At 62.6% G+C, this 12,414-nt stretch carries 12 protein-coding genes and 1 tRNA gene; 8 read left to right on the top strand and 5 right to left on the bottom strand.

Annotation, left to right across the window (positions count from 1 at the left end):
- Positions 1-2 precede the first annotated feature (2 nt).
- Positions 3-404: a DUF302 domain-containing protein gene (locus MPC4_RS08510; RefSeq protein ID WP_174512138.1), complete on the top strand. Its 402-nt coding sequence runs from the start codon at positions 3-5 to the stop codon at positions 402-404.
- Positions 405-452: 48 nt separating this feature from the next.
- Here MPC4_RS08510 and MPC4_RS08505 read toward each other — a convergent pair whose 3' ends face one another.
- Positions 453-1,106: a cadmium resistance transporter gene (locus tag MPC4_RS08505; RefSeq protein ID WP_174512137.1), complete on the bottom strand. Its 654-nt coding sequence runs from the start codon at positions 1,104-1,106 to the stop codon at positions 453-455.
- Between the two features lie 359 nt (positions 1,107-1,465).
- Between MPC4_RS08505 and folE the strand changes: the two genes are divergently transcribed.
- On the top strand, positions 1,466-2,035 hold the full coding sequence (gene folE, locus MPC4_RS08500) for a GTP cyclohydrolase I FolE (protein ID WP_174512136.1): 570 nt from the start codon (positions 1,466-1,468) through the stop codon (positions 2,033-2,035).
- Between the two features lie 402 nt (positions 2,036-2,437).
- On the opposite strand, the gene MPC4_RS08495 is transcribed toward folE, so the two are convergent.
- Both MPC4_RS08495 and MPC4_RS08490 read right to left on the bottom strand, forming a co-directional pair.
- Positions 2,438-2,511: transfer RNA gene (locus MPC4_RS08495), tRNA-Gln, on the bottom strand.
- Between the two features lie 139 nt (positions 2,512-2,650).
- The gene (locus tag MPC4_RS08490; protein ID WP_210253617.1) at positions 2,651-3,445 is read right to left on the bottom strand and encodes a HesA/MoeB/ThiF family protein; all 795 of its coding nucleotides are present in this window, start codon (positions 3,443-3,445) and stop codon (positions 2,651-2,653) included.
- A gap of 198 nt (positions 3,446-3,643) precedes the next feature.
- Here MPC4_RS08490 and MPC4_RS08485 point away from each other — a divergent pair, with 198 nt between their 5' ends.
- Positions 3,644-3,895 carry a hypothetical protein gene (locus MPC4_RS08485; RefSeq protein WP_134492051.1) on the top strand — a complete coding sequence of 84 codons (252 nt, stop codon included), beginning with the start codon at positions 3,644-3,646 and terminating at the stop codon, positions 3,893-3,895.
- A 162-nt stretch (positions 3,896-4,057) separates the two neighbouring features.
- Positions 4,058-4,264, top strand: coding sequence for a cysteine rich repeat-containing protein (locus MPC4_RS21605; protein WP_174512135.1), 207 nt, complete (start codon positions 4,058-4,060; stop codon positions 4,262-4,264).
- Positions 4,265-4,336: 72 nt separating this feature from the next.
- Here MPC4_RS21605 and glmM read toward each other — a convergent pair whose 3' ends face one another.
- Positions 4,337-5,686 (bottom strand): phosphoglucosamine mutase, encoded by a 1,350-nt coding sequence (gene glmM / locus MPC4_RS08475; RefSeq protein WP_174512134.1) that lies wholly within the window; start codon positions 5,684-5,686, stop codon positions 4,337-4,339.
- A gap of 296 nt (positions 5,687-5,982) precedes the next feature.
- Between glmM and ybgF the strand changes: the two genes are divergently transcribed.
- The 4 genes from ybgF to MPC4_RS08455 all read left to right on the top strand — a co-directional run bounded on the left by ybgF (position 5,983) and on the right by MPC4_RS08455 (position 11,534).
- Positions 5,983-7,110, top strand: a complete 1,128-nt coding sequence (gene ybgF / locus MPC4_RS08470) for a tol-pal system protein YbgF (RefSeq protein WP_174512133.1) — start codon at positions 5,983-5,985, stop codon at positions 7,108-7,110.
- Positions 7,104-8,216, top strand: a complete 1,113-nt coding sequence (tilS, locus tag MPC4_RS08465) for a tRNA lysidine(34) synthetase TilS (RefSeq protein ID WP_174512132.1) — start codon at positions 7,104-7,106, stop codon at positions 8,214-8,216. The genes ybgF and tilS overlap by 7 nt, the downstream gene beginning before the upstream one ends.
- Positions 8,217-8,369: 153 nt before the next feature.
- Complete coding sequence (gene ftsH, locus MPC4_RS08460) at positions 8,370-10,298, top strand: ATP-dependent zinc metalloprotease FtsH (protein ID WP_174512131.1); 1,929 nt, start codon at positions 8,370-8,372, stop codon at positions 10,296-10,298.
- A 129-nt stretch (positions 10,299-10,427) separates the two neighbouring features.
- Positions 10,428-11,534, top strand: a complete 1,107-nt coding sequence (locus MPC4_RS08455; RefSeq protein ID WP_174512130.1) for a DUF1176 domain-containing protein — start codon at positions 10,428-10,430, stop codon at positions 11,532-11,534.
- A gap of 202 nt (positions 11,535-11,736) precedes the next feature.
- Here MPC4_RS08455 and pal read toward each other — a convergent pair whose 3' ends face one another.
- Positions 11,737-12,249, bottom strand: a complete 513-nt coding sequence (gene pal / locus MPC4_RS08450) for a peptidoglycan-associated lipoprotein Pal (RefSeq protein WP_174512129.1) — start codon at positions 12,247-12,249, stop codon at positions 11,737-11,739.
- Positions 12,250-12,414: the final 165 nt, after the last annotated feature.

Below are 12,414 nucleotides of genomic sequence, written 5' to 3'. Positions count from 1 at the left end.
TCATGTTGGACAATGGCGTAGTCACCGTTTCGAGCCCTCATACGGTCGAGGAAACAGTCAGCCGCTTCGAGGCCGCGCTCAAAGCGCATAATGTGACGCTCTTCGCCAAGATCGACCACGCGGCGGGCGCGGGCGAAGCCGGCATGCCTCTTCGGCCGACTTTGCTGTTGATTTTCGGAAGCCCCCGCACGGGCACGCCGCTGATGCAGCACAATCAGGAGATCGGCCTCGACCTGCCCATGAAGGCGCTTGTCTGGCAGGACGCCGATGGCAAGGTTTGGCTTTCCTCAAACGATCCGGCATGGCTCGCCCGCCGGCACCGCCTTGGCGACGCCGTGGAGGAGACAGTCGCAGCTCTTGAAAACGGCCTCGCCATGCTCACGCAAGAGGCCAGCGCCGGTTGAGGTTCTGGCGATCGCTTCAGATCTCGCCGGTCGACCGGCGTTTGCTGCTCAACCCACAAAAATGTCAGCAGGCCGATCCGTAAGGATCAGCGCGCCGATCGCAATCAGCAGGAACGGCAAGATCCATTTCGCCATCTTCTCAAGGAGAGACCGCGAAACCGGGTGGCGCGCGAGCAGCGCGGCCAGCGCGCTCATCAAAATGGCGACCGCCATCGCGGCGATGAAACAGGCGGGAACGAAGGCCGGCTTCAAGTCCGCGAAGAGCGGCGTCAGCACGCTGACGCTGTCGCTGCTGTTCGCCAGCAGGACCGTCGCAAACCCGAGATAGGCGTAAAGACCGATTGGACCTCGCGGCTCGCCAATCAATTCATCGGCACGGCCGGCCCGGCTCATGCCGAGCTGGCTCACGATGAGCTGCATGAGCTGATAGCCGCCGAGCCCAATCGGGATCAGGCCAAGATAGCGGATGTTTTCCGCCGGCAGGGCGTCGGCGGCGCGAGCCAGGGCGAGGCTGACGGCGAGGACCGTCACACAGACCAGAACGAATGTGAGCCGCACGAAAGAAGGGTGGTAGCCGGGCCTCGCGCCATAGGCCGAAAGGACGACCATATTGTCGAAATTGGTCGATCCATAAGAAATCGCCGCCGCGCTCGCGACGCTCAGGGCCTCGATCAGCATCTGGGGTGAAGCAAAAGCGCTCAATGCATCGCCTTCGGGAGGGGCCGCTGATCGCGTTCCGGCCTTTGACAGGCCATCGCGGGCGGATGAATCGACATGGTTTCGGAAAGATGAAGTCGAATCAAGACGATGGGCGTCAGCGCCGGAAATCCCGCCTGGCTCCTCTGATTCATGACGCAACAGACTAAAACGCCGCGATGGCGGACTCAAGCTGCGCTTTGCCGGAATAATCAGGATGCGGGGGCGTATCTGCTTATCTACGCGCGAAAGGGCCCGCGAAGCGGCCATTGGCCAAGCAATCGAATTGCCTCACGCCTTTTCATTGTATTACCGTGCCAATGGCGGTCCGCTGGCCTTAACACATGGATTCTGGAGACGTAAGAATGGCGAAGCCGACACAGGCCGACGCGGAAGCCGCTGTCAGGGTGCTGATCGAATGGGCGGGCGATGATCCAGATCGCGAAGGCCTCCTCGACACGCCCGGACGCGTGGCGCGGTCCTATCGTGAGCTATTCTCAGGATACGAGACCGACCCACGAACATACCTCGAACGCACATTCGAGGAGGTTGGCGGTTACGATGAGCTTGTCGTGATGCGAGACATTCCCGTCGTCAGTTTTTGCGAGCACCACATGCTGCCGGTGATCGGCCGCGCGCATGTCGGTTATCTGCCGAGCAATCGGGTGGTCGGCATCTCAAAGCTCGCGCGGGTCGTGCATGGTTTTGCCCGCCGCCTGCAGATCCAGGAGAAACTGACCGCCGAGATCGCAGACGCCATCCAGGACATTCTGGAGCCGAAGGGCGTTGGCGTGGTGATCGAGGCCGAGCACAGCTGTATGACGCTGCGCGGCGTCAACACGCTCGGAACCACCCTCACAACCAGTCGCCTGCGCGGCGTCATCCGGGACGACCCGCGCACGCGCGAAGAGTTTCTGCGCCTGACGCGGGCCTAGAGCGCTTTCCGATCGAATGGAGTCATTCGATCGATCAGAAATCGCTCCAGATTCAAAAACTTGAGCATACCCTTGTCGATCAGATCGAACCGATCTGATCGGGATGTGCTCTCGCCGACAGGTTCGACCAGCGGCCTCGGGAGGCGAGCGAACTGCTCCGCAGGCTTGGCCGCTCGCGCGGGGACGTTTTGCGACATGATCGTCCTCAATATGATGGACGATCTCCTTCATATTGATCGCGCCGCCGGCGCCGGTCAGCGCCGAAAACCTCGCAGGCCATCTCGCGTCGCGTCGCCGCAACAATCTTTGAGCCCTTATGCTTGCTTGAAATCATGCGACGCACGCAACATCGGAAAGCCGCCTCAAAAGCGGCTTCAGCGCGGCAACTTCAATGATGCATGATGGCTGGGGGACCTGGATTCGAACCAAGATTGACGGAGTCAGAGTCCGCTGTTCTACCGTTGAACTATCCCCCACCGACCCATCTTCGAGGGCTTTCGCTGGGCCGCCCGGCAATCGGATCTATTGGCGCGATAGCGCGAGCGGAGATGTCATCTAGTTCTTCGCCTCGCCGCTGTCAACGTTTCGCCACAGCCAAGCCGGCCGTTATCGTCCTCATGACGCGACGGCCTTTTCGCCGTTCAGTGGGTTGGCTGGATCCCAGCGGTAGCGCACGGTCTCGAAGCGCATGTCGAGCGCGTCGAAGAGCACCAATCTGCCGATGAGGCTTTCGCCAAAGCCGACAATCTCGCGCACGACTTCAAGCGCCATCATGGAGCCGAGTATGCCGGTCAGGGCGCCAAGAACCCCGATCTCCGCACAGGATGGAGCGACGCCCTCGGGCGGAGGCTCCGGAAACAGGCAGCGATAGGTCGGATTGGGTTCGCCGGTGACGCTTGATTCATAGGGGCGCAGCGTCGTCAGCGATCCGTCGAAGGCGCCGACCGCCGCCGTGACAAGCGGGCGCCGCTCGTGGAAGCAGGCGTCGGAAACGACGTAGCGGGTTGCGAAATTGTCCGACCCGTCGGCGACGACGCCATAGGCCGCGACGAGTTCACGCGCATTCTCGGCGCTGAGCCGTGTTTGATGCCGCCTCACCAGGACATGCGGGTTCAGCCTTGCGATCGCCGCCGCCGCGCTGTCGACTTTCGGCCGTCCGACATCCGGCGTTCCGTGCAGCACCTGGCGCTGCAGGTTCGACAGTGAGACGACGTCATCGTCGATGACGCCGATCTCCCCGACGCCCGCCGCGGCGAGATATTGCAGGAGGGGCGCGCCGAGACCGCCAGCGCCGACGACGAGGACGCGCGCGGCCTTGAGCTTCTGCTGACCCGGACCGCCGACGCCGCGCAGAACAATGTGGCGCGCATAGCGCTCGATTTCTTCTGTTCCCAGGATGACTTCGGTCAACGCGGGCGGCGCCTTTCATTGTTGCGAAGCTAATATGGCGAAGGCGGCGGAAATTGCGAGCCGCCGGCGATCGAAAGCAGCCGTCAGAAGACCGGCAATAAGCGCTTAATCTATTGCAGTTTGAACGCAAGCTATAGAATATGAGCGGGCTCCGTTCGGGGCGGAAGCACATAAAATCTCAGATGCGGGGGATGGATAATGGGGAAAAGGACAAAAATGCTCGCCGCGGCGCTCGTTTTATCGGGCGCGATGACCGCGGCGGCCTGGTGTCAGGGGCTCAGCGAGCAGCAAGAGGCTGCGGACTGTCAGGGCGACGCTTTGCGCCTTTGCGGCCCCTATATTCCTGATCACGCGAAAATTCACGCCTGTCTGGTTACCTACAAAGTCTATCTAAGCCCGGCTTGCCGTTCGATCATCGCACCGGCAAAGCATCGTAAGCATAGCTATTAAGCTTTCCCGGCGATGGACGCTTCAGCTCTGAGCTTTGCACATAAAAGCGCAGCGCCAATGGCGCGGCGCGTGAAGCGATAGCTTGAGGCGTCTCGCGCTTTCGCCTAAGAGAGGCCGGGGCTGGGAGATTGGACGATTCTCAACGAAACGATAGGATGAAACATGCAGATTAATTTGACGCGCGCAGTCGTCGCTACCGCGTTTTTGTTGGCGGGCTCCGCCGGAGCGCTCGCTCAGCACGCCTGCCATGATGACGCCTTCCGCTTTTGCCGCAACGTCATTCCCGATCACGCGCGCATCCAACATTGCCTGGAGCGCAATATGCATCACCTGCATGCCGCCTGCCGGGCGGAATTCAAGAGAGGATAAATCCACCGCGTCGCGGCGTCGAGACGCCGCTGCGGGTAGAAGGCTCCTCAGCGGAGCCGCGGGGCGGCCGGGTCAGGCCGCCCGCGCGAAGGTTGCGACGGCGTCGCAAACTTCATCGACGATCCGCTCGACGAGATCGAGATTATCGCCTTCGCCCATCACGCGAATGACGGGTTCTGTGCCCGATGCGCGGATCACGAGGCGGCCCGAACTGCCGAGTTTCTGGCGCCCGGATTCAATCGCGCGGGCGACGTTCGCGTCCTCCAGGGGTTTGCCAGCGCTGACCCTGACGCTCTTTAGCACCTGCGGCGAAGGCTCGAAGCGATGGCAGACCTGGCTGACCGGCTTTGATTGGCGTTTGACGACCGCGAGCAGTTGCAACGCCGCGACGAGTCCGTCGCCTGTCGTGCAATAATCCGCGAGGATGATATGGCCGGATTGCTCGCCGCCGAGATTATAGCCGTGCTGGCGCATATGCTCCAGCACGTAGCGGTCGCCGACAGCCGTGCGGGCAAGCGACAGGCCGATCCCATGGAGATAGCGCTCGAGCCCGAGATTGGACATCACAGTCGCGACGACGCCGGGCTGCGACAAGCGTCCATCTTCCTTCCAGCTCTCGGCGATCACCGCCATCAATTGATCGCCGTCGACGATCTTGCCCATTTCGTCGACGATCAGCACGCGGTCGGCGTCACCATCGAGCGCGATCCCAATATCGGCGCGCATCTCGCGCACCTTCTTGACGAGGGCAAGTGGCGTGGTTGAGCCAACGCCGCGATTGATGTTGAACCCGTCCGGCTCGACGCCAATCGAGAAAACCTCGGCGCCCAGCTCCCATAAAGCCTCCGGAGCGACCTTATAGGCGGCCCCGTTGGCGCAATCGACAACGATGCGCAAACCCTCGAGGGACAGGTGGCGCACCAGCGTCCTTTTGGCGAATTCGATATAGCGGGCGCGGTCGCCCTCGACGCGCATGGCGCGCCCGAGATCGGCCGGCTTCGACAATTTCAGTGCGGAATCCTTGTCAAGCATCGTCTCGATCTTGGCTTCGACTTCATCCGACAATTTGAATCCGTCAGGTCCGAAGAGCTTGATGCCATTATCTTCGAAGGAATTATGCGAGGCGGAAATCATCACGCCGACATCGGCCCGCATCGAATGCGTCAGCATGGCGACGGCGGGCGTCGGCATCGGTCCGAGCAGAAGGGAATCCATGCCGACGGAGGCGAAGCCCGCCACCATCGCATATTCGATCATGTAGCTTGAAAGTCGCGTATCCTTGCCGATCACCGCTCGGTGGCGATGGTCGCCGCGCTGAAACAGGACGCCGGTCGCCTGCGCGACCTTCATGGCCAGCTCCGGCGTGATCACCGAGTTGGCCTGGCCTCGAATTCCATCCGTTCCAAAATGTTTGCGAACCATCAATCAGCTTTCCTTGCAATTCTTCCTGCGCGTTCGGGCTCAAACAACCCGCCCAGGCTCGCCTCAACGCCTTCCTCACGTCAACGCCCTGGCATTACACGGGGTCGTGATCAGCGGGCGCCGGCCTCATTCAAACTCCCAACTTGCATTCTGCTGCTGATTGGCATTTACAAGCGGATTTTTTGGCGCGGCGTTCAGGCGCGGGCCGATCTCAATATAGCCACCGATAATCGTCAGACTCCAGCAGAAGAGTTATTTTATAATCAATCACGCCAATTTTGTGGGAAAGCTACGTGATGAGGCATTTCGAAACACTCTTCAGGGTCCTGCTCGGCGCCTGCGCGGCCGGCTTTCTTTGCGGCGCCGTCGCTGGCGCATCGCCGCGCGCCGAGGCGGCGGGCGCGCCGGAGCGCCTTGCGCAGAATTTTGGAGCTCCTCCCGGCGACGTTGGCGACGGCCAGCCGGACGATGCGTCTACCCTGCTCGTGCGGATTGATCGCCTCGAAAGCCAGATGCGCCAGATGAATGGCCAGATCGAACAATTGCAGTTCCAAAACCACAAGCTTGAGGATCAGCTGAAGAAATTCCAGGAGGATGTCGATTTCCGGTTTCAGGATAGCGGACGGCCAGGCGCCGCGGCGCCGTCCGCCGCGAAACCGCAAAAGCGAAGCGACGCGATCGACAATCTCATCGACGCCGGAGATCAGCCGGGGGAGCCGCCCTCCTCCGCGACTCCGCCCAGCGTGACGCCGGGCTCCGCGCGCCCGTCGCGACGCGGCGACGCCTTCGATCCGTCAAATGACCCCAACGCTCCAGGCGCGCCCCGGACGCTCGGAAGCGCCCCGCCATCGCCCGCCGCCAGAGTGAGAACCAGCGCCGTCCCGGACGAGGCCTCTCCCGACGCGCCGCTCGATCTATCCGGCGCGAAATGGCGCGCCGCTCCCGCCGATGCTCCGCCGAGCGGCTCCCCGGCCACGGCCAATCCGCCAGTCGCGGCGCTGACGACGCCAAATAGCGTCGCGCCGGGCGCCGCGCCGATCAATCCGGTGAAGGAGGAGTTCGACGTCGCCTACGGCTATCTCCGGCAGAAGGAGTATGAAAGCGCGGAAAAGAGCTTCGCCGCCTTCATCCAGAAGAATCCCAGGAGCAGAATGACGGCCGACGCGACCTATTACCTTGGCGAGAGTTTCTTCCAGCGCAACCGCCCGCGCGAGGCCGCGGAGCAATATCTCAAGATGTCAACGCAATATGCGACGTCGCCGCGAGCGCCAGAGGCGATGCTGCGGCTTGGCCAGTCGCTCAATGCGCTTGGCGCAAAGGAACAGGCCTGCGCGACATTCGCCGAGATCGGCCGCAAATATCCAGGCGCCTCGGCGGCTGTCAAAGCCGGCGCGGATCGGGAGGCTAAACGCGCCCAATGTTGAATGTTGACAGCGCGCGTTCGGGCAAAGGCGGCGAACCGCCGCCGCGCGCGCAAAGACGCGCAGCCAGCATCCAGGCGTTTTCGCCGGAGGCGGTCGCGCGGCTGTTTCAAGCATGGGAAAACGCACAAAGAATTCTGCTCGCCGTGTCGGGCGGCCCTGACTCGGTTGCTTTGATGCTGCTCGCGGCCGAATGGGCGCGGCGCAGGCCCGGCGCGCCGTCCCTTCACGTCGCCACCGTCGATCATGGCTTGCGCGAGGATTCCCGCAGAGAGGCGGAAGCCGTGGCGGTCTGGACTGCGCGACTGGGCCTGACGCATGACGTTCTCGTCTGGAGCGGCGCCAAGCCAAGGTCGAAAATCCAGGAGCTGGCGCGCGAGGCCCGCTACGCGCTTCTCTTCAGCCATGCGGCCCGCATTGGGGCCGATATCGTCGCAACCGCGCATCATGCCGACGATCAGGCTGAGACGATCCTGTTTCGCCTGCTGCGCGGAAGCGGGCTCGGCGGCCTTTCCGGGATGGCCGCCTCCGCGCGGCGGCAGGGACTGATGCTCTCGCGCCCGTTGCTGGAGCTCCCCAAGGCGGAGCTGATCGCATTCTGCGAGGCGAAAGCGCACCCGTTTTTCGCCGATCCCTCAAATCGCAATCCCGCCTACGCCCGCACGCGGCTGCGTGCGCTTGGCGCGATCCTGGCCGAAGAAGGCTTGAGCCGCCACGCGCTTCTACGGCTCGGGCGCCGCGCCGCGCGCGCCGAGGCTGCGCTGGCGGCTCGGGCGGAAGCCGCAGCCGCCGCCCTCGACGCCCGCCGCGAGTCGGGCGGCTTCTCGGCCGATTTCACCGCCCTCGCCAATGAGCCAGAGGAAATTTTTATGCGCGTTCTGGCAGCGCAGATTACCGTGCTCGGCGGTCAGGGCCGGCCGCTCCGGCTCGACCGGCTGGAAGCGCTGACCGCGGCCGTGCAGGGCGCGCTGCGCAAAAACCAGCCCTTTGCGGCGACGCTTGCCGGTGTGGCGCTCAAGCTTGGCCGGGATGGCGCTCTGGTTCTCCAGACCGAAAATCCGCGCCGGCGGGGACGTGGCGCGCCAAAAAAAGAGCCGCCGATGGCATGATGCGGCGCGGTATTTGCCTTGGCGCAAGCGTTCCCCTTGGCAATGGCGCCTCTGACGCCTACATTATCGTTCTAATCGCCGGACTCACAGTGAGTTTTTCTTTCGACGGGCGATCGACCATCCGGTTTGAATGGCCCGTAGCAGGACGTTGAGATGAATCCGAATTTCCGTAATTTTGCACTGTGGGTGATCATCATCCTTCTGGTGGTGGCGCTTGTCATGCTGTTCCAGAATCCGGGACAGCGCACGGCGTCGCAAGACATCACCTTCAGCCAATTGCTGACCGAGGTGGACCAGGGGCGCGTCCGCGAAGTCACCATTTCGGGCAATGAGATCACCGGCCATTTCAGCGATAACCGGGCCTTCTCGACCTATGCGCCGAACGATCCGACGCTGGTGCAGAGCCTCTATAAAAAGAATGTTTCGATTTCGGCGAAGCCGCCGTCCGATGGCAATAACTGGCTCTTGACGCTGCTCGTCAATGGATTGCCCCTGATCGCCATATTCGGCGTGTGGATTTTCCTCTCGCGACAGATGCAGGGAGCCGGCGGCAAAGCCATGGGCTTTGGCAAGTCGAAGGCGAAGCTTTTGACCGAGGCGCATGGGCGCGTGACCTTCGAGGATGTCGCGGGCGTCGACGAGGCCAAGGAGGATTTGCAGGAGATCGTCGAATTCTTGCGCGATCCCCAAAGATTCCAGCGTCTTGGCGGCCGCATTCCGCGCGGCGTTCTGCTGATCGGACCGCCCGGCACGGGTAAGACGCTGCTGGCGCGCGCCATCGCGGGCGAAGCCAATGTGCCCTTCTTCACGATTTCGGGCTCCGACTTCGTCGAAATGTTCGTCGGCGTCGGCGCGAGCCGCGTGCGCGACATGTTCGAACAGGCGAAGAAGAACGCGCCCTGCATCATCTTCATCGACGAGATCGACGCGGTCGGCCGCCATCGCGGCGCCGGCCTTGGCGGCGGCAATGATGAGCGCGAGCAGACCTTGAACCAGCTGCTCGTCGAGATGGACGGCTTCGAGGCGAATGAGAGCATCATTCTGATCGCCGCGACCAACCGCCCCGACGTGCTCGACCCCGCCCTGCTGCGGCCGGGCCGCTTCGATCGCCAGATCGTCGTTCCCAATCCCGACGTCGTCGGCCGCGAGCGCATCCTCAAGGTTCACGTGCGCAAGGTGCCTCTGGCTCCGGACGTGGAATTGAAGGTCGTCGCGCGCGGCACACCGGGTTTCTCGGGCGCCGATCTCATGAACCTCGTCAATGAAGCCGCGCTGCTCGCGGCAAGACGCGGCAAGCGCGTTGTGACCATGGCCGAATTCGAGGATTCAAAGGACAAGATCATGATGGGCGCGGAGCGCCGCACCATGGTGATGACCGAGCAGGAGAAGATGCTCACCGCCTATCATGAGGGCGGGCACGCCATCGTCGCCCTCAATGTTCCGGCGACCGATCCCGTGCACAAGGCGACGATCATCCCGCGCGGCCGCGCGCTCGGCATGGTCATGCAGCTGCCTGAGCGCGACAAGCTCTCGACCAGCTATGCGCAGATGACCTCCCGGCTCGCGGTCTGCATGGGCGGGCGCGTCGCCGAGGAAATCATCTTCGGCAAGGACCAGATCACCTCCGGCGCGCAATCCGACATCGAGCAGGCGACCAAACTCGCCCGCGCGATGGTGACCCGCTGGGGCTTCTCCGAGGAACTCGGTACCGTCATGTATGGCGAGAACCAGGAAGAAGTCTTCCTCGGCTATTCGATGGGCAAGCAGCAGACCATTTCCGAGGAAACGGCTCGCAAGATCGATTCAGAGGTGCGCCGTCTCGTCGAACTCGGGCTCTCGGAAGCCAAGCGCATACTGACCGAGAAGCGTCAGGATCTGGAGACCCTCGCCAAGGGCCTGCTGGAATATGAGACTCTGTCCGGCGACGAGATCATCGGTTTGTTGCAAGGACGCAGGCCCGTCCGCGAGAACCCCGAGGATACGACGCCGCTTCGCGGCTCGCCGGTGCCGACGACCGGCGTCGGCGTCAGGCCGAAACCGGGTCCCGAGCCCGGCGGTCTGGAGCCGCAACCGCAGGCCTGAGCCGGCGGGAGATTTTAAGAATGACAGGGCTGCTTCGCATGTGAGGCGGCCCTTTTTATTGCGTCAAGCCGAACGAAAAGCGGTGAGGATGCCAAAGCAGGGGGCGTTTCCGGCGCCGGCGGAGGTTAAATGAAGCATTCCCTATCGCTGTATTCTTTCTTCGGCATGCTCGGTCTCTCCATCGCCGCCGCCGGCTCCGCCGCGGCGCAGAGCAAATCCCCTGATGGACCGGCCATCAAAAGCAATCCCGCGGCCCAGGCGCAGCCTCTCAAGCAATTCAAGGACTGGACAATCGGCTGCGACAATCTCAGAACATGCACTGCGCTCGGGCTGCTCCCCGATCAAAACGCGGGCGCCTATGTCAAGGTCAGCCGTACGGGCGCCGGCGACGATCAACCGGTCGTCGCCTTCACTGTCGATGCCGAAAACCCAGCGAAAGCGCCGCAGTTGAAGGTGCTGCTCGACGGCATGACTGGACCCGGCCTCCCCTCCAAACCGCTTCCTGCTCGTCAGGACGGCGATTTCGTAACGGCCACTTTGACGGGGGATGGCGCCCGCGCCTTCCTCGAGGCCCTGCGGCCGGCCAAGACGCTCACGGTTCAATTGATCGACGGAGCGAGCACTGGCGATCCAGCAATCATATCGCTCGCTGGCTCCGCCGCTGCGCTGCTCTATATGGACGCGCAGCAGAACCGGCTCGGCACGGTAACGGCTTTGGTTCAGCGCGGCAGTGCGCCCGCTTCATCCGTTCCCGCCACGCCGGCGCCTCCAACCATAGCGGCGATCACGATGAGCGAGATCAAAACGGCGCCAAAGCGCCCCGCTGGGATTCACCTGTCGAAAGATGAGAGCTGCAGGGATTATGACCCGATCGTGGTCCGCCTGTCCCCCGATCAGACCCTTTGGGGCGTCTGCGAGCAGGCCGCGGCGTATAATTTCCGCTATCGATTTTGGATTGTGGAGGCGGGACGAGCGACGCTTGCCGCCTTCAAAATACCCGGGAAGTCCGATGCCGATCCGGCAGAACTGGTCAGTCCCTATCTTCTGGAGGACGGCCTGACGCTTGGCGCGGAGGATAAAGGGAGAGGAGTTGGAGATTGCGGCGAGATCAGCGAATGGGCCTGGGATGGCGCGGCTTTCCAGCTGATCCGCTTTAGGCAAATGAATGAATGCCGCGGCGTTTCTTCGAATGATTGGCCGGCGCTCTATACGGCGAAGGCGGTGCGCGCGAGATAGCTCAAACTCGGCGCAACCACCGCTTTCAGAGCGCCAGGCCCCTGACGCAATTCGACAGATTCCATGACGCCCGCCAATCAGGGGTCTAAAGCGCCCTGATCGGCTTGCGCGAAAACCCGCTATAGCGGCTGCGAGTCAATACGCCGTGTCGAGGATGAGCCGGAGATGGCCGCTCCGGCGAAATGGCGTTGCCTTCGCAACGTCAGGACTGCGAGCCCGCAAGCACGGTGACCGCGCGGCGGTTCTGCGACCAGCAGGAAATATCGTTGCAGACGGCCACCGGGCGTTCCTTGCCATAGCTGATCGTATGGATGCGGGACGCCGGAATGCCGCGCGCAACCAGATAGGCCTTGGCGGCCTCGGCCCGGCGTGCGCCGAGCGCGAAATTATATTCGCGCGTGCCGCGCTCGTCGGCGTGGCCCTCGACGGTGAAATTATATCTCGCATATTGCTGCAGCCAGCGCGCCTGCTTGTCGAGCGTCGCCTGCGCCGTCGGGCTCAATTCGCTGGAGTCGCTATCGAAGAAGACCCGGTCGCCAACATTGACCGCGAAATCCTGCGGACTGCCGGGCGTCGCCGCCCCTCTTGCGCTCCCATTGAGGCCGGCGAGGGCGTTTGGATCCTCAGCGGGGTTTTTGGCGCAGGCCGCGATCGCCAGGGCGGCGCCCAGCACGGCGGCGATTTTCAACTCGCGCCTCCGTTCGAGAAAGCTCATCCCCAAAACTCCTTGTGTGATCGCACGATAGCCCTTTCGTAAAGCCCCGACCGTTAAAAGAAGGTTCCGTCAACCTTGATCCGAGCTTATCAGACCCTGTTGCATTTGAGTAATCAAGCCCAATGGTTAACAGAAAGTTAATCGCCCGTAACGCCAAGCCAAGCT

Origin of the sequence: Methylocella tundrae (assembly GCF_901905185.1) — a bacterium.
GTDB classification, from domain to species: Bacteria; Pseudomonadota; Alphaproteobacteria; order Rhizobiales; family Beijerinckiaceae; genus Methylocapsa; species Methylocapsa tundrae.
The sequence above is the reverse complement of the archived record's forward strand: the minus strand, read 5'-3'. Positions and strand labels throughout refer to the sequence as shown.

Excerpts from the sequence above, each read along its gene's own strand:
- MPC4_RS08510 (WP_174512138.1), top strand. The coding sequence starts at position 3 with ATGTTGGACAATGGCGTAGTCACCGTTTCGAGCCCTCATACGGTCGAG.
- folE (WP_174512136.1), top strand. The coding sequence starts at position 1,466 with ATGGCGAAGCCGACACAGGCCGACGCGGAAGCCGCTGTCAGGGTGCTG.
- MPC4_RS08485 (WP_134492051.1), top strand. The coding sequence starts at position 3,644 with ATGGGGAAAAGGACAAAAATGCTCGCCGCGGCGCTCGTTTTATCGGGC.
- MPC4_RS21605 (WP_174512135.1), top strand. The coding sequence starts at position 4,058 with ATGCAGATTAATTTGACGCGCGCAGTCGTCGCTACCGCGTTTTTGTTG.
- glmM (WP_174512134.1), bottom strand. The coding sequence starts at position 5,686 with ATGGTTCGCAAACATTTTGGAACGGATGGAATTCGAGGCCAGGCCAAC.
- ybgF (WP_174512133.1), top strand. The coding sequence starts at position 5,983 with ATGAGGCATTTCGAAACACTCTTCAGGGTCCTGCTCGGCGCCTGCGCG.
- tilS (WP_174512132.1), top strand. The coding sequence starts at position 7,104 with ATGTTGAATGTTGACAGCGCGCGTTCGGGCAAAGGCGGCGAACCGCCG.
- ftsH (WP_174512131.1), top strand. The coding sequence starts at position 8,370 with ATGAATCCGAATTTCCGTAATTTTGCACTGTGGGTGATCATCATCCTT.
- MPC4_RS08455 (WP_174512130.1), top strand. The coding sequence starts at position 10,428 with ATGAAGCATTCCCTATCGCTGTATTCTTTCTTCGGCATGCTCGGTCTC.
- pal (WP_174512129.1), bottom strand. The coding sequence starts at position 12,249 with ATGAGCTTTCTCGAACGGAGGCGCGAGTTGAAAATCGCCGCCGTGCTG.